General features: G+C 69.2%; 16 protein-coding genes and 1 tRNA gene. 11 read left to right on the forward strand and 6 right to left on the reverse strand.

Going from position 1 to position 17531, the window contains the following annotated elements:
* The first annotated feature begins 9 nt into the window (after window positions 1-9).
* Window positions 10-2751, forward strand: coding sequence for an FtsK/SpoIIIE domain-containing protein (locus AORI_RS79610; RefSeq protein ID WP_016337968.1), 2742 nt, complete (start codon window positions 10-12; stop codon window positions 2749-2751).
* Window positions 2744-3115 (forward strand): hypothetical protein, encoded by a 372-nt coding sequence (locus tag AORI_RS79615; protein ID WP_016337969.1) that lies wholly within the window; start codon window positions 2744-2746, stop codon window positions 3113-3115. Before AORI_RS79610 ends, AORI_RS79615 begins: the two co-directional genes overlap by 8 nt.
* Window positions 3116-3310: 195 nt before the next feature.
* Here the strand turns inward: AORI_RS79615 and AORI_RS79620 are convergent, their stop codons facing one another.
* Window positions 3311-5713, reverse strand: coding sequence for an endonuclease/exonuclease/phosphatase family protein (locus AORI_RS79620; protein WP_228688430.1), 2403 nt, complete (start codon window positions 5711-5713; stop codon window positions 3311-3313).
* Window positions 5714-5946: 233 nt separating this feature from the next.
* On the opposite strand from AORI_RS79620, the gene AORI_RS79625 reads away from it, so the two are divergent.
* Together AORI_RS79625 and AORI_RS79630 are read left to right on the forward strand one after the other, a co-directional pair.
* Window positions 5947-7275, forward strand: a complete 1329-nt coding sequence (locus AORI_RS79625; RefSeq protein WP_016337971.1) for a BNR repeat-containing protein — start codon at window positions 5947-5949, stop codon at window positions 7273-7275.
* Between the two features lie 125 nt (window positions 7276-7400).
* Entirely contained in the window at window positions 7401-7583 is a 183-nt protein-coding gene (locus tag AORI_RS79630; protein WP_016337972.1) for a hypothetical protein, read from the forward strand.
* A 76-nt stretch (window positions 7584-7659) separates the two neighbouring features.
* Here AORI_RS79630 and AORI_RS79635 read toward each other — a convergent pair whose 3' ends face one another.
* Window positions 7660-8082, reverse strand: coding sequence for a limonene-1,2-epoxide hydrolase family protein (locus tag AORI_RS79635; protein WP_200870947.1), 423 nt, complete (start codon window positions 8080-8082; stop codon window positions 7660-7662).
* Between the two features lie 93 nt (window positions 8083-8175).
* Between AORI_RS79635 and AORI_RS79640 the strand changes: the two genes are divergently transcribed.
* Window positions 8176-8721, forward strand: a complete 546-nt coding sequence (locus AORI_RS79640) for a DUF305 domain-containing protein (RefSeq protein WP_016337974.1) — start codon at window positions 8176-8178, stop codon at window positions 8719-8721.
* A 44-nt stretch (window positions 8722-8765) separates the two neighbouring features.
* Window positions 8766-8853: transfer RNA gene (locus AORI_RS79645), tRNA-Ser, on the forward strand.
* Between the two features lie 46 nt (window positions 8854-8899).
* On the opposite strand, the gene AORI_RS79650 is transcribed toward AORI_RS79645, so the two are convergent.
* The 3 genes from AORI_RS79650 to AORI_RS79660 form a co-directional block, all read right to left on the reverse strand.
* Entirely contained in the window at window positions 8900-9106 is a 207-nt protein-coding gene (locus AORI_RS79650) for a CsbD family protein (protein ID WP_007035155.1), read from the reverse strand.
* An 85-nt stretch (window positions 9107-9191) separates the two neighbouring features.
* A complete protein-coding gene (locus AORI_RS79655) occupies window positions 9192-9713 on the reverse strand; it encodes a nucleoside deaminase (protein ID WP_228688266.1) in 522 nt (173 codons plus the stop codon).
* On the reverse strand, window positions 9668-10150 hold the full coding sequence (locus tag AORI_RS79660) for a tRNA adenosine deaminase-associated protein (RefSeq protein WP_197684721.1): 483 nt from the start codon (window positions 10148-10150) through the stop codon (window positions 9668-9670). Before AORI_RS79660 ends, AORI_RS79655 begins: the two co-directional genes overlap by 46 nt.
* Before the next feature lie 76 nt (window positions 10151-10226).
* On the opposite strand from AORI_RS79660, the gene AORI_RS79665 reads away from it, so the two are divergent.
* From AORI_RS79665 to AORI_RS79685, 5 genes are all read left to right on the forward strand, one after another.
* The gene (locus AORI_RS79665) at window positions 10227-11456 is read left to right on the forward strand and encodes a M20 metallopeptidase family protein (RefSeq protein WP_016337977.1); all 1230 of its coding nucleotides are present in this window, start codon (window positions 10227-10229) and stop codon (window positions 11454-11456) included.
* Between the two features lie 33 nt (window positions 11457-11489).
* Window positions 11490-11960, forward strand: coding sequence for a heme-degrading domain-containing protein (locus tag AORI_RS79670; RefSeq protein ID WP_043848449.1), 471 nt, complete (start codon window positions 11490-11492; stop codon window positions 11958-11960).
* Between the two features lie 80 nt (window positions 11961-12040).
* Window positions 12041-12964, forward strand: coding sequence for a dihydrodipicolinate synthase family protein (locus tag AORI_RS79675; RefSeq protein ID WP_043848450.1), 924 nt, complete (start codon window positions 12041-12043; stop codon window positions 12962-12964).
* 112 nt (window positions 12965-13076) lie between these two features.
* Entirely contained in the window at window positions 13077-14420 is a 1344-nt protein-coding gene (lysA, locus tag AORI_RS79680; RefSeq protein ID WP_016337980.1) for a diaminopimelate decarboxylase, read from the forward strand.
* 168 nt (window positions 14421-14588) lie between these two features.
* Window positions 14589-15083 carry an Lrp/AsnC family transcriptional regulator gene (locus AORI_RS79685; protein WP_016337981.1) on the forward strand — a complete coding sequence of 165 codons (495 nt, stop codon included), beginning with the start codon at window positions 14589-14591 and terminating at the stop codon, window positions 15081-15083.
* 79 nt (window positions 15084-15162) lie between these two features.
* On the opposite strand, the gene helR is transcribed toward AORI_RS79685, so the two are convergent.
* Window positions 15163-17367: an RNA polymerase recycling motor ATPase HelR gene (gene helR, locus AORI_RS79690; protein ID WP_267283969.1), complete on the reverse strand. Its 2205-nt coding sequence runs from the start codon at window positions 17365-17367 to the stop codon at window positions 15163-15165.
* Between the last annotated feature and the right edge of the window lie 164 nt (window positions 17368-17531).

A 17531-nucleotide genomic window follows, 5' to 3' on the forward strand; every position in this document is an offset into this window, starting at 1 on the left:
CGAGCCGGTATGGGCAGCAAAGCGAGTGAACAGCGCAATCGAGTCGCCACGGCGCTCGAACGGGTCCGGCACCAGATCGGGCTCGTCCTCGGCGCCGCCGCCGGCGCCCGTCAGGCCGCCGAGGCGGAGCTGGCCAAACTGCAACTGGAACAGCACATCGTCCGGGTGGGGATGAACAACTCCACTTCGGAGCAGTACGCCGAATGGTCGCGGCATCCCGCCGCGAACGAGGTGTTCGGCCTGCTGACCAACGTGCGCGGCCAGTTCTACGCCGACTGGGAAGCGGGCCCGAACGCGTTGCGCGAACTCGTCGCGAGCAACGCGCCAGGGCCCGCGAGCCAGCAGCCGGGCAACTGGCTCGGCCGCGTCGGCACGAATCCCGGCATCACCGCGCCCGGGCTGTGGCGTGTCGGCTCGGCGACCGTGCCGGGCCAGGACGTCCCGCGCACGTTCGACGTCGCGGTCCCGCTGCTCGACGAGTCGCATCTGTCCATCACTTCGGCGCCGAAGACCAGGGCCGCGGTGGACGGCATCGTGGAGAACCTGCTGATGCGGATCCTGAGCACGTTCGAACCCGGTGCGGTGCGCGTCCATCTGTGGGACGTCGGGCAGCTGACCGCGATCCTCCCCGACCTGTACCCGTTGAGCCGCACCAGCGCGCTCACTCTGTACGACCCAGGGCGCCTGGAGGACCTCCTCGACGAACTGGCCGGGCACATCCGCCGCATCCACGCGACCGGGATGCAGGCGGGGCACACGTCGCTGCGGGAAATCCGGCGGGCGAGCGGCCAGCGCGTCGAGCCGTTCCGTGTCGCGGTGCTCTACGGCAACGGCGAGACCCTCGAACCGGAGCGCGCCCGCGAACTGAAACGGGTCGCCACCGGGGCGCTCGCGGCCGGGATCTGCCTGATCCTCATCGACGTGCCGACCATGCTGTCGACGTCGGTCGAATCGCTGAGCCTGCACGACGAACGGCGGGCGATGACCAGCATGACCGGCCCGGACCTGGTCGTCGACCTCGATCCGCCGATGCCGTCCGGGCAGGTCATCCGCGCCGCCGGCCGGATCGCCGAAGCGCTGATCGCCAAACAGGGCGGGCCGCGCGCGTTCGCCGACCTCCTGCCGACCGAGCTCGGCAAGGAGAGCTCGGCGCGGGAACTGCGGGCGCCGGTCGGGTTCTTCGAGGGCGAGCCGGTGGAGGTCGTCATCGGCGACGCCAGCCCGCACGTGCTCATCGGCGGGCCGAGCGGTTCGGGGAAGACGAACTTCCTGTACTCGCTGCTCGGCAGCCTCGCGGCGCGGTACTCGCCGGACGAGCTCGCGCTGTACCTGCTGGACTTCAAGGAAGGCGTGTCGTTCGCCGGGCTCGCGCCGGGACGGCGGGACGCCAGCTGGCTGCCGCACGCCAAGCTCATCGGGGTCAACGTCAACACCGACCGCGAGTTCGGCCTGGCGCTGCTGCGGTTCCTCGCCGACGAGCTGCGCCGCCGGTCGGCCGCGGCGAAACTGCACGAGGTCACCAATCTCGCGGATCTGCGCGAGCAGGACCCGGGCGGGCACTGGCCGCGGATCGTCGCGGTGATCGACGAATTCCAGTACCTGTTCGCCGGCCGCGACGGCGTGACGGCGACCGCGACCCAGCTGCTGGAGGACATCGCGCGGCGAGGCCGGTCTCAGGGCATCCACCTGGTGCTGGCGAGCCAGGACGTCGCCGGGATCGAGGCCTTCTGGGGCAAACCGGCGGTGTTCGAGCAGTGCACGCTGCGGATCGCCATGCCGAAGGCGCGGCGAGTGCTGTCCGAGACCAACAACGCGGCCGTCTCGGCGCCGAAATGGCACGCGGTGATCAACCACGATTCCGGCGTGGCGCATGGGAACCAGCTCGCCCATGTCCCGGACGCGAGCAGCAAGGACGTCTTCAACAAGCTGCAGCACCGGCTCTGGGAGCGGTACTCGGAGTCGTTCAAGCGGCCGAGGCTGTTCGACGGCGCGCATTCCCCGGTGCTGGAACAGTTCCCGGCGTTCGCCGACCTGAAGCCGACGGGCAAACCGCGGGCACTGCTCGGCCAGTCCATCGACGTCGACGAGGCCGCCTGCGGGGTCGAACTGCCCAAGGCGCCGGGGCGGAACGTCGCCGTCCTCGGCGCGGCCACGGCCGAGGCACTGTCCATCATGGACTCCGCCGCGCGGTCACTGGCCAGGCAGCATCCGCACGGTTCGGTGGAGTTCGTGCTCTCGTGCCCCATCGAAGCGTCCGTCCCCGCGGTCTCCGAGCTGGTCGACCGCCTGCGCGCGGAGGGCCACGAGGCGACCCTGGTCGACGATCTTCCCGCCCGGGTAATCGATATCGCCGATAATCTGTCCTCTTTGGACAGCGCAAAGGTGCTGCTGTTGTACGGCGTCGACGCGTCGATTCCCGCACTGGAGGCGAAGGCACCCGGACAGCTCAAGAGCGGTTTGGATCAGTTGCGGGTGCTGCTGAAGCAGGGCCCGACGCACGGCGTCCACACCATCGGCTGGTGGCGAAGCATCGCCCGGCTGAAGGACACGCTCGGCTTCGCGGGCACTGACGACATCGGCACCTGGGCGGCGTTGGACGTCCAGGGCAACGAACTGTCGCCGTTCGCCGCCGGGCAGGTGGTGCACTGGTCACCGCGGCCGGGCCGCGCGCTGTTCTTCGACCGCACCACGCACGGCGCCCCTGAGGTGATCATCCCGTTCCAGCGTCCGGAAGGGCTTCTCGATGGATGACGGCATCACCGCGGCCATGCGGTACAAGGAGATCGTCGGCCTCGCGCGCGCTTCGGCGGAGAACCTCCGGAACTGGGAGATCGGCCGCGCGGACGAACTGGAGGCCCGGCTCGCCGAGGCGCACCAGGCCGTCGCGGACGCCGCCGAACGCGAGCAGCGCGCCGTCGACCGGTGCACGCGCTGGTGGAAGATGGCGCAGCACAACGTCGAAGGTCTCTCGTGGCTGCCGGAGGACGAAGACCCGCGTCCGGTACCGACCGCGCGGGCCGGGTACCTGGAGAAGTACCTGGAAGAGGTCAAGCCGAGCTACCAGGAACTCGTGCAGGCCGTCCTCTCCCTTGGCTGGCGAGCCAAACGCTCCTGACCCCCGCCGAGTCGTCCCTCCAATCACGCGAGTTCGCCGTCCAATCACGCGAGTCGCGCCTTCAATCACGCGAGTTACGCCTCCAAGCACACGTACTCGATGGGTCACCAGTGACCGGACGGACGACTCGCGTGATTGGATGGACGACACACGTGATTGAAGGCGTAACTCGCGTGATCGGGGACGGAACTCGCGCTACGGCTTCGGCAGGTAAGGGCCGAAGACCTTCTCCAGGTGGTCCGCCAGGTCCCAGAACGCGTCCTGGACCGGGTTGCCGGCGCTCGGCCGGAAGCGCAGCACCTGCGGGTCGTGGTCGCTGGCCTGCGTCGCGAACTCGGCGTTCAGGTGCACGACGTCGTAGTCGAGCCCGCGCGGCGCCCTCGACGCCAGGATGTGGTCCAGCACCTGCGACTGGCCCTCGAAAACGTAGCTGTACCGCTCGTTCTCGGGCAGCGACGCGATGAGGTCCTTCAGCGCGCCACCGGCGGTCAGCGTCTGCACGGCGGGCGAGAACGGGTAGTCGTTCAGGTCACCGGCCACGACGATGTTCGCGTTCTTGTCCGAAGCGAGCAGCTTGTCGACGAAGCCGCGGAGCAGAGTCGCCTGCTTGGCCCGCTGCACCTCCGAACTCCGGACCGGCGGCTGGTTGCGGCCGTGCGTCGGCTGGTCGCCACCCTTGGAGTTGAAGTGATTCGCGATGACGAACACGGTGCGGCCCTGGAAGACGAACTCGCCGACCAGCGGCTTGCGGCTGTCCTCCCACGCCTCGTTCCCGGGCTCGACCCGGCCGGGCGAGACGGTCAGGTGGGTCTTGCCGCGCTCCTTGACCACGCCGACCGGAGTGATCGCGTCGCCACCCTTGCGGTCCACAAAGGACACACGAGCCGGGTTGAACAGGAAGCCGACGCGGATGTTGCCGCCGGGCTGACCGCCGTCCTTGCCGTTCTCCGGGTCGATCTGGCGCCACTCGTAGCGCGGGCCACCGGCGGCGACGATCGCGTCGACGAACTTCTGCAACGTCTGATCCGCGGCGACGGTACCGTCGTTCGTAGGCCCGTTGTTGTCCTGGATCTCTTCCAGGTTCAGGATGTCCGGCTTCGCCAGGTTGCCGACGACGGCCTTGGCCAGCTCACCGAACTTCTCGTCACTATCCAAAGCGGACAGGTTCTCGACGTTGTAGGTCGCCACGGAAAGCTCGCCGCCGCGCTGCGGGCGGGTGCTCTCGCGCCGCAACCCGTTGTCCTTGGCGGCGCCGAGCTTCGTCGCGAACAGCGTGTAGCCGCCGAAGTTGCTGTACTCGACCGGGCCGGAGGTCTCGCCGGTGAGCACGTCACCGGTGTTGACCTTCGGGAACGGCTGCTCGGCGAACGGGATCAGCGACGCGACCTTGAGCACGCCGGTGTTGAGCCGGTCGTAGTCCAGGTACACCGCGCCGCCGCGGATGCTCGGGTTCTGCTTCGGCTTGGTGGTCACGTAAAGCTCGTTGAACCGCGACGTCGGGCCGACGACGCGCGCGTCGGAGACGCTGACGATCTCGCTTTCGTGGGTCTCCCAGAAGTCCAGCGAGTACTTCGCGGGCTCCAGCGGCAGCGGTTCGATGCTGCCGCCCGGCGCGGGGGCGACGGTGTCCGGAACCGTGTCCGGCGTGACGACGGTCGGTGCGGGCAGGGCGTTTCCGCTCGACTGGACCGTCCACTGTGCACTGGTCAGCTCGGTGAGCGACTGGTACGGCGAGGTCGCCGGAGCGTCCGGGTAGAACTCGCGGACGGTGCCGGTGGCGGTCACCGCGTCGCCGACGGCCACGGCCGGCGTGGTCGAGCCGGTGAAGACGAACAGGCCCTCACTCGTGCGCGGGTCGGCGTCGGGTGCGGTGTCGGTGATCCAGAACCCGCGCGCCGAACCGAAGCTCCGGATCGCGGTGACGACGCCGGTGACCCCGGCGACCTTCCGGTCCTTGAGCGGCGAGATCCGCGTGGTGCCCTGGATGTCGTGGATCTTGGCGTCGACCGGCGGCGGGCCGGTCTCGCCCGGCGTCTCACCCTTGCCGTTGGTCGGCGTCGGCGCGCCGGAGGTGAAGTCGGCCGCGTTGTCGTCGGTGTCCGCGAGCGTCGTGCCCCTGGCGACGGACGCGGTGTTGGACGCCGCGGGCGCCGCGGCCCCCTCGCGGATGACGGCGGTGGAACCGAAGCCCACCAGATCCTTGATCCGGCTGTCGGCCGCGCAGTCGGCCGCGGTCTTGCAGGTCAGCGCCGTGGTGCCCTGGACGAGCGCGATGGTGCCGGCGGTCGCGGACAGGGCCAGCGAGCCGGTGGCGTCCGGCGTCGGCAGGGCGACCGTGCCGCCCGAACCCTTCGCCTGCGCGACGAGATACCGCGCGCCCGGCGCGACGCTGCCGGTCAGCGGCGTGACCTGCCAGCTGTTCCCCGACGCGGGCGCGTACTGGACGCTGAAGCCGTCGAGGCTCACGGCGGCCGCGCCGCGGTTCGCGAGCTCGACGAAGTCGTTGGTCAGCGTGGCGCCCGAGTTGCCACCACCGCCGTAGACCTCGGCGATCACGGCGTCGGCGCTGGGCGCGGCGAGCGCGGCCGGAGCGGTCATGCCGCTCACGACCAGGCCCGAGGCGACGGCCACGGTCAGGGCTCGTCTCCGGGCAGCATGTCGGGATGTGGTCACGCTGAGTCCCCTTTTCGCAAGATCGGTCGACGCATACTCCCCCGAACAAGTGAAATGAGGAAGACGGCGAGACAACGATTCGTCACCACTAGCCCGGTCGGATCCTCGCGTGAGAAGATCGGGCTCCGCCGCCTGCTACCAACCAGGAGGCGTTTTTCATGCGCGGACTGCTTTGCGTGCTCGTCGCGGCCGGTCTCGTGATGCCGGTTCCCGCGGCGGCCGCCGAACCACCGGGGAAAGCCGTGTTCGACGTGATGACCCCGGCGAGCACGGTCGCGTCACGCACCGACCGGCGGCCGAACGCGGGCGGGATCTTCGACCCGGTCGCGCGCAAGACCTTCATCTCGTGGTCCGGCAAGGCCGCGGACACCTACGTGCAGGCGTACGACCACCGGACCGGCGTCTGGACGGCGCCGAAGAAGATCGCCGACGGCGAGTCCGATCCGCACAACTATCCGACGATGCTGCCGGCGGGTGACGGGCATCTGCTGATCTTCCGCGGCATGCACAACAAGCGGACCGTGATCAGCCGCGCGCCGTTCGCGCATTCCCTCGACGGCACCTGGACCGACATCGAGGTCCCCGAGGGGGCCGCGGCGAGCTACCCGATGCCGGTGAAGACCGTCGACGGCACGCTCTTCCTGTTCTATCGCGAGACCACCAACGAGCTGGATCCGACGGCGAACTCCGACTTCCGCCCGATGAAGTACCTCGTTTCCCGCGATCACGGGAAGACGTGGAAGAACTCCGTGCAGCTGACCGGGAAGCGGTGGGCGTTCGGCTCGCTGGGCCGGGCGGACCACATGGACGAAGTCTACGTCGGGCAGCTGCGGTATGTGCCGTCGTCCGGGCGGATCCACTTCGCGTACACGCTCGCGGGCGGCGGGCCGTCACAGCACAAGCACGACGTCTACCACCGGAACGTCTACCACCTGTCGTTCGACGTCCGGACCCTGCACTTCTTCTCCGCGTCGGGCCGCGATCTCGGCACACAGGTCGACGACGCCGAGCAGGAGCGGTACCTCAAGGTCGTCGAGACCCCGCTCGAACTCCCCGGCGGGCTCAAGTCGCCGGACTACATCCTGCAGGTCGGCATCCAGCGCGACGGCAAGCCGTTCGTCACCTGGTTCCAGTTCGACGCCGCGGGCTCGCCGCGCGATTTCGCGGGCGCGTGGAACGGCCGGAACTGGGAAGTGCGCGAAGTCGCCAAGGGACTCCGATTGCATGAGATCGAACAGCTCAATGGCGGCACGTGGCGCGTTTATGGAACGCGTGACGGACAGCCGGGCATCGAAACGTTCTTGCTCGGGAACGGCCGCGTCTGGACGCCGGAAACCTTGATCACCACACCGAAACCGGTCCAGCGCGTGGAAGTGATCACCGGTTTCCGGGACCCCGCCCGCATTCTGGCGACCGGCGCGTCCAGTGCCCGTGACGTCTCCGTGGCCGACGGTGACATTTATGTCGCGGGAACCCCGCGGAAATAGTCCATTGGTGTTCCGCTGCCTTAAATGAAGCTCAAGTCCGGGGACGACCCGGCATTTCCGGAGCTACCTTTGGCGACGTGAGCGAGGACACAAATCCTCCCTCACGTCGCCGGAGGAGGTGTCCGATGAACTGGCTCATCGTCGGTACGGCACTGGTTCTGCTGCTGACCACCGCCTTGGCCGTCGACCTGCGCGACCGGAAACGCGGCGGACGCCCGGTGGCCCCGTTCGGCGGGGCGCGGCTCGACGCCGTTCTGCGCGAGGCCGATCCGGGCGAACGACTTCTGGACGCTCACCGGGGAGGGTGAGCAGGGGGAACTGGGGGCGCACCGCCGGTGCACGGGACCCGTCGGGGGAGGACGGAGCCCGTACACCGGCGGTGTGTCATTTCCGCCTCGTGAGTCTCTTCAAGCCGGCGACCGCCGCCTTGCCCGCACCCTTCGCGCTCGCCGCGAGGAACGTCGCCCAGTCGAAGTAGTCGCGCCACAGCACGATCCGGCCGTCGCGCACTTCGAACGTGCCGCACACCCAGAACTCGGCCTCCCACGAACCGCGCCGCAGGACGTCGGTGCGCTCGGTGAGCACGATCGGCCCGTCGGCCGCGATGTGGTGGGTGCGCGCCTCGAACCCGCTTCCGTAGCGGGCCATGGCGCGCAACTGCTTCTCCACCGCCGAAAGGCCGCGGGCAGGCGGCAGCGGGACGTTCTGATAGACGATGTCGATCGCGACGAAGCCCAGCGCGCGGTCGATGTCGAACTCTTCGAGAGCCTGAAGGAAACCGGTCACCACGGTCTTCGGATCCGTCATGTCCACCAAGGCTAATCCGGTTTTGAACCGCCGGAAGGTCACAGCCGTATCACAGGACGGGGAGGGGCCGGTTTCCCGACAACGGAGGTATCGATGCGACGGCGACTGCCGATGGCCCTGTTCGCGCTGGTCGCCTGGGTGCTCGCGGGCTGCTCGACGGCCACGGGCGCGGCACCGGCGACCCCGGGCGCCAACCAGGCCGACATCACCTTCTCCCAGCAGATGGTGCCGCACCACCAGCAGTCGATCCAAGTCGCGAACCTGGCGTCGGAACGGTCGGCTTCCGAGTATGTGAAGGCCACCGCGGCCAAGATCGTCAAGGCGGAGTCGGCCGAAGTCCAGACGATGACCGCGTGGCTCCAGTCGTGGAACGCGGCCGTGCTCCCCGCGGCGGGCCACGCCGGGCACGCGATGCCGGGAATGATCACCGAAGGGCAGGTCGCGTCCCTGCAGAACCTGACCGGCGCCGAATTCGACAGGATGTGGCTCCCGCTGATGGCCGAGCATCTGCGCAACGGCGTCGCGATGGCCAAGACGGTGCTCTCCTCCGGCGAGCACGCCGAGACGAAAGCGCTGGCACAGGAGATCGTCGAGAACCAGACGGCGGCGATCGGCGAGATCACCGCGCAGCTTCCTTGACCCCCTGCGACGCCGGGACTAAAGGGTCCGCTATTGTTCTCGGCGGTGGCGTGTCCGAGCGGCCGAAGGAGCACGACTCGAAATCGTGTGACGGTTAATACCCGTCCGTGGGTTCAAATCCCACCGCCACCGCAGCGAAGAGCCGGTCTCCACGGAGACCGGCTCTTCTGCGTTCGCGCTACTTGTTGAACTTGTCCTTGAGGTCCTGGACGCCGCCTTCCGCGCGGTCGCGAAGGTCGTGCCCGGCCTCCTTGACCTGGCCCTCGGTCTGGTCGGCCCGGCCGGAGTTCGCGAGGTCCTGATTGTCGGTTTTCTCGCCGAGCTTCTCCTTGGCGGCGCCGATGGCCTGCTCGGCCTTGTCCTTCGCCTTGTCGAAAACGCTCATGGCGGATGTTCCTCCTTCGACTGCGGCCACCGTCTGCGGCCGCCTGTCCGGAGGGTTACCCGTGTCCCGGGGTCCGACACATCCTTCACCCGGTGCGGTTACCCCGTTGCCCGTGAAAGAAGTCTTCGAGCAGGGCCGCGCATTCGGCCTCCAGGACCCCGCCGACGACTTCCGCGCGGTGGCTGAGCCGCCGGTCGCGGACGACGTCCCACAGCGATCCCACGGCCCCGGTCTTGGGCTCCCAGGCGCCGAAGACGACCTTCGCGACCCTGGCCATCACAAGAGCGCCGGCGCACATCGTGCACGGCTCCAGCGTCACCGCGAGCGTGCAGCCTTCGAGGCGCCAGCCGTCGCCGTAGATCTTCGACGCGGCCCGCAACGCGAGGATCTCCGCGTGCGCCGTCGGGTCGCCGAGTTCTTCGCGCGCGTTGCGAGCGGAAGCGAGCGGGGTCCCGTCCGGGGACAGGACGACGGCGCCGATCGGCACGTCTTCGCCCGCACCCCGCGCCGCGACGATCGCCGCCCGGACGGCGGCGATGTCGGCGGCGGAGGCGGCGGGGCTCAGATCTCGTCCAGGATCTTGGTGAACTCGGCGGCGAAGCCGCATCGCTGCGCGACCATCTGGAGTTGTTCGTCCGGGTAGAGGTCGACCTCGCCGACGATCACCTGCAGCTCGGCCCCTGGCAGTCCGAGGTCGGACAGGATCTCCAGGTCGCCTTCCGGCCAGACCGCGTCGTCGTCCTCGTCCGGCGGGTCGACTCTCAGCACGTCGAGGACGTCGGCGGCGATGTCGTAGTCGAGCGCCGCGGCGGCGTCGGACAACAGCAGCGACGGGCCTCTCGGGCTCGGCCGGACGATCACGAAGAACTCGTCGTCCACCGCGAGCAGCCCGAACGCGGCCCCCGTCGAACGCAGTTTGCCGAGCTCGGTGATCGCAGCGTCGAGCTCGCCGAGCGCCCCCGGATCAAGGGAACTGCACCGCCATCGACCGTCCTCCCGCACCACGGCCACCGCGAACCCCGTGATCGGCTCTTGCACCGCCATGCGCACACCGTATTCCGCCCGCATTCGGAACGCACGCACGGTGCGCCCGAAGCGCCGCATGCGCCACTATCGAGACATGACCGGACCCACCGACCTGCCCACCCTCCCCGACGCGCGCTTCGCCGGATTGCTGGACGAAGCCCGCGCTCTCCAGACGAAAACCGTAGAGCTCCGCCGGGAGATCCACCGGAATCCGGAGATCGGCCTCGACCTGCCGAAGACCCAGGCCTCGATCAAAGCCGCCCTCGAGGGCCTGCCGCTGGAGATCACCGAGGGCAAATCGACCACCTCGCTGACCGCCGTCCTCCGCGGCGGCAAGCCGGGGCCGGCGATCCTGCTCCGCGGCGACATGGACGCGCTGCCGCTGCACGAGGACACCGGGCTCGATTTCGCCTCCGAAGACGACGGCGCGATGCACGCCTGCGGGCACGACACGCACGTCGCGATGCTGGCGTCGGCCGCGCGGCTGCTCTGCGAGCACGTCGACGAGCTGGCCGGGTCGGTGGTGTTCATGTTCCAGCCCGGCGAGGAAGGCGAGCACGGCGCGCGCCACATGATCCACGAGGGCGTGCTCGACGCCGCGGGTGAACGCGTCGAAAAGGCGTTCGGCCTGCACATCTTCACCTCGGCCGCGTCCGGTGTCGTGCAGACGCGACCGGGCCCGATCATGGCGTCGGCGAACAGCTTCCACGTCACCGTCACCGGCCGGGGCGGGCACGGCTCGGCGCCGCACCAGGCGATCGACCCGGTGCCGGCGGCGGCCGCGATGGTGGGCGCGCTGCAGACGATGGTGACCCGCAAGGTCAGCGTGTTCGAGCCCGCGGTGGTGTCGGTGACCCGCATCGAGACGGGGACGACGACGAACATCATCCCGGAGACGGCGTTCCTGGAGGGCACGATCCGCACGCTGTCCGAGCGGACGCAGGCGTTCGTGCGCGAGGAACTGCCGAAGGTGTGCGAGGCGGTCGGCGCGGCGCACGGCGTCAAGGTGAGCGCCGAGGTCCTCCCCGGCTACCCCGTCACGGTGAACGATCCCCAGGTCGCGGCGAGGGTGCTGGAGCTGGCGGGCGAGGTGCTCGGCGCCCGCAACTCCGAGGTCATGGAGAACCCGGTGATGGGCGCGGAGGACTTCTCGTACGTCCTGCAGCGGGTGCCGGGCGCGTTCGCGTTCCTGGGGGCCTGCCCGCCCGATGCCGACCTGGCCACGGTGGAGGCGAACCACTCGAACCGGGTGGTCTTCGATGAGGACGCGATGGCCAACGGCGTAGCGATGTATGCCGCCTTCGCCCTGGATACCCTTCGCTAGCCATTACACAACAGCGTTGATTTAATGGGTGCCATGAGCGATGACACCCTGGCCGTCCTGGCCGCACAGGAGGAGCGCCTGGTCTTCCGCCGGTTCGACAACGAGACCGCGCTGAAGCTGGGCGCCCATCTGCTCGCGGCGGCACGGGACCGCGCCCTCCCGGTGACGGTCTCCGTGCGCCGCGGCGGACAGCGGCTGTTCCACGCGGCGTTGCCGGGCACCTCGGCCGACAACGACGCGTGGATCGACCGCAAGAGCCGCGTCGTCGACCGATACGGGCACAGCTCGTACTTCGTCGGCGAACAATTCCGCGCGAAGGGCACGACGTTCGAAGCCGACTCCCGGCTCGACCCGGATCTGTACGCCGCGCACGGCGGCGTGTTCCCGGTGATCGTCGAGGGAGTGGGGCCGGTCGGCACCGTCGGTGTCTCGGGGCTGCCCCAGGCCGACGATCACGCGTTCGTGGTCGAACAGCTTGAGATCTTCCTCGCCGCCTTGTCCTAAGTGGACCTTCCGCCTCAAAGTTCAGGACAAGCGTCCCGAGATGCTAACCTGACGTCGTCACATCATATATCAGATCGGACATGCCAGTGACCTCTCCCCGGTTCGACGAGCGCAAACGGCGGCTGTCCGGGGTCGTGGCCATCCCGGTGACCCCGTTCGACGCCGACGGCGCCGTGGATTCCGAGACCTACGGGCGCCTGGTCGACCGGGTGATCAGCGCCGGCATCGACGTCGTGACGCCGAACGGGAACACCGGCGAGTTCTACGCGCTGGACGAGGCCGAGACGCGGCACTGTCTCGAAGTGACGGTCAAGGCCGCGGCGGGTCGGGCGAGTGTGGTCGCCGGGATCGGGCACGACGTCCGGACGGCGATCGGCGCGGCCCGGCACGCCCGGGACGCGGGCGCCGACCTGGTCATGATCCATCAGCCGGTGCATCCATACGTCTCGACGGAGGGCTGGGTCGAGTACCACCGCGCCATCGCGGCGGCGGTCCCGGAGCTGGGTGTCGTGCTTTACGTGCGCGACGGGCGCATCGAAGGCGAGCAGCTGGCCAGGCTCGCCGACGCCGCGGAAAACGTCATCGGCGTGAAGTACGCGGTGCCGGATCCGGTGCGCTTCGCCTCGGTGGCGCGGGACGCGGGGATCGATCGCTTCGCGTGGATCGCCGGGCTCGCGGAGCTGTCGGCGCCGGGCTACTTCGCCGTCGGCGCGACCGGGTTCACCTCCGGGCTGGTGAACGTCGCGCCGTCGCTCTCGCTGGAGATGTTCCGCGCGCTGCGGGACGGCGATTTCGCCGGGGCGATGACGGTCTGGGAGCGGATCCGGCCCTTCGAGGAGCTGCGGGCCGCGGACGGCAGCGCCCACAACGTGAGCGTGGTCAAGGAAGCGTTGGCACAGCTGGGTTTGTGCCGCGCCGACGTCCGGCCGCCGAGCCGCCCGCTGACCGGCGCGGAACGCGAGCGGGTCACCGCCGCGGTGTGGCCGGGGTTACTCACGCGTTAACAAGACGTCAGCGAGGCCTCGCGAAGCGTCAGGGAGACGTTGCCGCGACGGCCGGGCCGGGCCGATCGGAGTTGTGCTGAGGAGGCACTGACCGATCGACGCGGAGGTAACCGTGACGCTCAGCGAGCTCCTGCCCAGCCTCGGCTGCGAGGCCGCCGACCACCTCGAACCCGGGGTCTGGCCACGCAGCACCCGGCTCGGGCCGGACGGGGAACTGCTGTTCGCGGGCGCGCCGGTGTCCCACCTCGCCGCGAGGTTCGGGACACCGGCGTACCTGCTCGACGAGGACGAGGTCCGGCAGAACGCCCGCGCTTACCGGAAGGCGCTGCCCGACGCCGAGGTGGCGTACGCGAGCAAGGCCCTGTGCACCCGCGCCGTCCTGCGCTGGGTCGCCGAGGAGGGCCTTTCCCTCGACACCTGCTCGGCCGGTGAGATCGCGGTGGCGCGGTCGATCGGTTTCCCCGCCGAGCGGATCCTGTTGCACGGCAACGCGAAGACCCCCGAAGACCTCAAGGCCGCGTTGTCCTACGGCGTCCGCCGGATCGTGGTGGACTCGCTCGACGAGATCGAGCAGCTCGGCGCGCTGGCCACCGGCCCGCAGCAGGTGCTGATCCGCGTGACCCCCGACGTCGCGGCCGGCACGCACGCGGCGATCACCACCGGCACCGAAGGGCAGAAGTTCGGCTTCTCACTGCGGGAGCAGGTCCGCGACAACCTCGGGCGCGCCGTGTCCGCCGTGCTCGCGCAGCCCGGGCTCCGGCTGGCCGGGCTGCACTGCCACATCGGTTCGCAGGTGTCGCGGGTGGACTTCTACGAACTGGCCGCCCGCAAGATGATCGGGGTGCTCGTCGCACTCCGTGAGAGCCACGGTGTCACCCTGCGCGAACTGGATCTCGGCGGCGGGCACGCCGTGCGCTATCTGCCCGGCGACACGGGTTTCGACATCGACGGTTATGTGCGCCGCCTGCGGGTCGCGCTCGCTTACGAATGCACCTCGCACGGCTTCCCCCTGCCGAAGCTGACGATCGAACCGGGCCGCGCGATCGTCGGCCCGGCGGGGATCACCGTGTACCGGGTCTGCGCGGTGAAACGCGGCTCGCGCACTTTCGTCGCCGTCGACGGCGGGATGAGCGACAACGCGCGGCCCGCGCTCTACGGGGCGGCGTACACCGCGCGGCTGATCGGCAGGCGCAGCCGCGCCGCCCGGCGTCCGATGACGGTGGTCGGACGGCACTGCGAATCGGGCGACGTCCTCGCCGACGGGCTCTCGCTCCCCGACGACGTCCACCCCGGCGATCTGCTCGCCGTCCCGTGCACCGGGGCATACCACCACTCGCTCGCGTCGAATTACAACCTCGTCGGCAGGCCGCCGGTGGTCGGCGTCTCCCGCGGCACCGCGACGCTGCTCGTCCGCCGCGAAACCGAGGAGGACCTGCTGAAACGCGACCTCGGCTGACGCGTCATCCGAAAACCTCGGCACTCGCCCTATCGAACGACAGAATCCTTCGCGCGAAGGCGCCGAGAAAGAGAATCACGACAAACAACTTAACGGCGGTAGCATTCTGGACACTTATCGATACGCTGCGCGACAAGAATCGCATGCCGAAACAAAGGGAGGGACGGCATGGGTGACGAACCACGCGCGCAGATGGAGCAGCGCACACCTAGAGGTTTGGACAATACCGATCGCACCCTGATCGCTCTACTGCAAGTCGACGGGCGGGCCTCGTTCACGGCACTGGCCAAGGCCGTCGGGTTGTCGGAGGGCGCCGTGCGGCAGCGCGTCCAGCGGCTGCTGCGGGACGAGACGATGCAGATCGTCGCGGTCACGGATCCGGCGAACGTCGGGCTCGGCCGTCAGGCGATGGTCGGGATCAAGGTGCAAGGCGATCCGCGGGCGGTCTCCGACCAGCTCTCCGGAATGCCGGACATCCACTACGTCGTGCTGACCGCGGGAGGCTACGACCTGCTCGCCGAGGTCGCCTGCCGGGACGACGAACACCTCTTGAGTGTGCTGAACGACGACATCCGGCCCATCCCGGGTGTCGTCAGCACGGAGACCTTGGTCTACCTGAAGCTCGCAAAGCAGACATATGCCTGGGGCAACCTGACCCGATGACAGCACGTCCCGCGCAATGAACGGACCGTTCCTTGCGAAATTTGCAAGGAACGGCCCGTTCATGGCACTCGCGGGAGGGTCAGACGCAGTGCAGGTAAGCGTCGGGAGTCCGCCGCCCGGAATCAAGACCGCGGAGGACTTTCGGCAGCACCCCGCTGTACAGGACCCCCAGCCGCTGCGTCGCCCGCGTCAGCGCGACGTACAGTTCCGCCTCACCGTTCGGGCCTTCCGCGAGGATCCGCGCCGGCTCGACGACCAGGACGGCGTCGTACTCCAGCCCCTTTGCCGCGGACGGCGCGATCGCGCCGGGCACTCCCGGCGGCCCGATGACGACCGACGTCCCCTCTCGCCCCGCCTCTTCGCGGACGAACTCGGCGACCGCGTCCTCCATGTCCACTTCGGACAGTCGGCGCGCCCACGGCCGGACCCCGCACGAGCGCACCGATTCCGGCGGCACCACATCCGGCGCGAAACTCGCCAGCACCGAGGCCGCCACCGCCATGATCTCCGACGGCGTCCGGTAGTTGACGGTCAGTTTCCGGTACACCCACCGATCGGCGACGTACTGCGAAAGCATCTCGTCCCACGATCGCGCGCCGGACGGCGACCGGCGTTGCGCGAGATCCCCGACGACGGTGAACGACCGGCTGGGACAGCGCCGCATCAGCACTCGCCAGTCCATTTCGGACAGTTCCTGTGCCTCGTCGACGACCACGTGGCCATAGGTCCATTCCCGGTCGGCGGCGGCGCGTTCCGCGAGATCCCGCTCGTCGCGTTCGGCGAACCGGTCCGCCAGTTCCTCCGCCATCAGCACGTCCGTGGGCCGCAGCGCGAACTCGTAGTCGTCGTGATCGTCTTCGACCTCGACGATTTGCAGCACCCGCTCCGCGTATTCCTTGCGCGCCAGCCGCCGCCGTTCCTCCGCCCGGCGCTCGGCGGTGCGGTCACGGCCGAGCAGTTCGACGGCTTCGTCCAGCAACGGCACGTCGGACACCGTCCACGCGTCCGCGTCCTCACGGAACAGCGCCGGATCGGCCCCGGCCGCCCGCAACCGCTCCGGCGACGCGTAGAGGTCGGCCAGCAGCCGCTGCGGCGTCAGCGACGGCCAGAGCCGGTCGAGCACCGCGCCGAGCTCCTCGCTGGCTCCCAGGTCACGGCGGGCGTTCTCGAGCATCTCCGGACGGGTGTGCCGATCGTCCGCCGGAAGCCAGCCCGCGCCGATCCGGTCGACCGCGCGGACGGCGAGCGCGGCGATCACCGTGCGTTCGAAAACCGCCTTGGCCTCGTTGTGCAGCAGGCCGCTCTCTCTGGCCACCTCGCGCGCGGCGGCCGCGAGCTCGGCGTCCAGCGGCACGGTGACGTCGTCGAGCTCGATCGGCTCCGGTTCGGCGGGCAGTTCCTGCCGGTCCACCACCGCCGCCGCGAGGACGTCCAGGATCGCCAGCGAACCCTTGATCCGCTGGACCGGCGGCGGATCCTCGCGTTCGGTGCGCAGACCGGCGACGAGGTCGCCAGGTGTCGCGAAGACGGCGCTGGTCTCACCGAGCGACGGCAGGACCCGGCCGATGTGGTCGAGGAAGCCGCTGCTGGGCCCGACCACGAGTACGCCGCGGCGCTCCATGCGCTCCCGTTTCGTGTACAGCAGGTACGCCACGCGATGCAGCGCCACCGCCGTCTTCCCGGTGCCGGGGCCGCCCTCCACCACGACGACACCCGCGTGGTCGAGCCGGATGATCTCGTCCTGCTCGGCCTGGATCGTCGCGACGATGTCTCGCATTCCCTCGCCGCGCGGCGCGTTGACCGCGGCCAGCAACGCGACATCGCCCCGTTCCCCCTCCGATTCCGGACGGCCGAAGACCTCGTCGGTGAAGTCGAGGACCTCACGCCCGAGGGTGCGGAATTGACGGCGCCTCGCCATTCCTTCCGGCGACGCGCCGGTCGCGCAGTAAAACGCGCGCGACGCCGGCGCACGCCAATCCAGCACCAAGGGTTCGTAGTCGTTCTCTTCGTCGAAAAGGCCGATCCGGCCGACGTACGAACGTTCTCCCGAAAGGGCGTCCAAACGGCCGAAACAAAGGCCCTCGTCGGCGATCTTCAGCCTGGCCATCTCACGCGCCTTCGCGCCGACGGACACCTCGCGGTCGGACAGCGCGAAGCCTTCTCCGCGCAGCGCACCGGCATACGCCTCGCCGACCCGCACGCGCTCGGTGTCCAGCCGCCCGTAGAGCGACGCCACGTACTGCCGCTCGGATCGCAATTCCTCGTCGTACCCCTGATTTGACAAGTTCCCCTCACAGCGGTTAGACTGACAACACATTCGGCGTACTGATCAGTGAATCTGATTCAGGCGCCGATTTTTTATTGTCCCCCGCTTGTCAAGAGACCCCCGCATTCCCCTGGAAACGACCGTGCGCGATAATGGGGACGGTCGTCCACCATTACCGCGCA

Origin of the sequence: Amycolatopsis keratiniphila, from assembly GCF_000400635.2 — a bacterium.
Lineage (GTDB): Bacteria > Actinomycetota > Actinomycetes > Mycobacteriales > Pseudonocardiaceae > Amycolatopsis > Amycolatopsis keratiniphila.

Coding starts and splice junctions, on each gene's coding strand:
- AORI_RS79610 (WP_016337968.1), top strand. CDS start 10: ATGGGCAGCAAAGCGAGTGAACAGCGCAATCGAGTCGCCACGGCGCTC.
- AORI_RS79615 (WP_016337969.1), top strand. CDS start 2,744: ATGGATGACGGCATCACCGCGGCCATGCGGTACAAGGAGATCGTCGGC.
- AORI_RS79620 (WP_228688430.1), bottom strand. CDS start 5,713: ATGACCGCTCCGGCCGCGCTCGCCGCGCCCAGCGCCGACGCCGTGATC.
- AORI_RS79625 (WP_016337971.1), top strand. CDS start 5,947: ATGCGCGGACTGCTTTGCGTGCTCGTCGCGGCCGGTCTCGTGATGCCG.
- AORI_RS79630 (WP_016337972.1), top strand. CDS start 7,401: ATGAACTGGCTCATCGTCGGTACGGCACTGGTTCTGCTGCTGACCACC.
- AORI_RS79635 (WP_200870947.1), bottom strand. CDS start 8,082: ATGACGGATCCGAAGACCGTGGTGACCGGTTTCCTTCAGGCTCTCGAA.
- AORI_RS79640 (WP_016337974.1), top strand. CDS start 8,176: ATGCGACGGCGACTGCCGATGGCCCTGTTCGCGCTGGTCGCCTGGGTG.
- AORI_RS79650 (WP_007035155.1), bottom strand. CDS start 9,106: ATGAGCGTTTTCGACAAGGCGAAGGACAAGGCCGAGCAGGCCATCGGC.
- AORI_RS79655 (WP_228688266.1), bottom strand. CDS start 9,713: ATGCGGCTTCGCCGCCGAGTTCACCAAGATCCTGGACGAGATCTGAGC.
- AORI_RS79660 (WP_197684721.1), bottom strand. CDS start 10,150: ATGGCGGTGCAAGAGCCGATCACGGGGTTCGCGGTGGCCGTGGTGCGG.
- AORI_RS79665 (WP_016337977.1), top strand. CDS start 10,227: ATGACCGGACCCACCGACCTGCCCACCCTCCCCGACGCGCGCTTCGCC.
- AORI_RS79670 (WP_043848449.1), top strand. CDS start 11,490: ATGAGCGATGACACCCTGGCCGTCCTGGCCGCACAGGAGGAGCGCCTG.
- AORI_RS79675 (WP_043848450.1), top strand. CDS start 12,041: ATGCCAGTGACCTCTCCCCGGTTCGACGAGCGCAAACGGCGGCTGTCC.
- AORI_RS79685 (WP_016337981.1), top strand. CDS start 14,589: ATGGGTGACGAACCACGCGCGCAGATGGAGCAGCGCACACCTAGAGGT.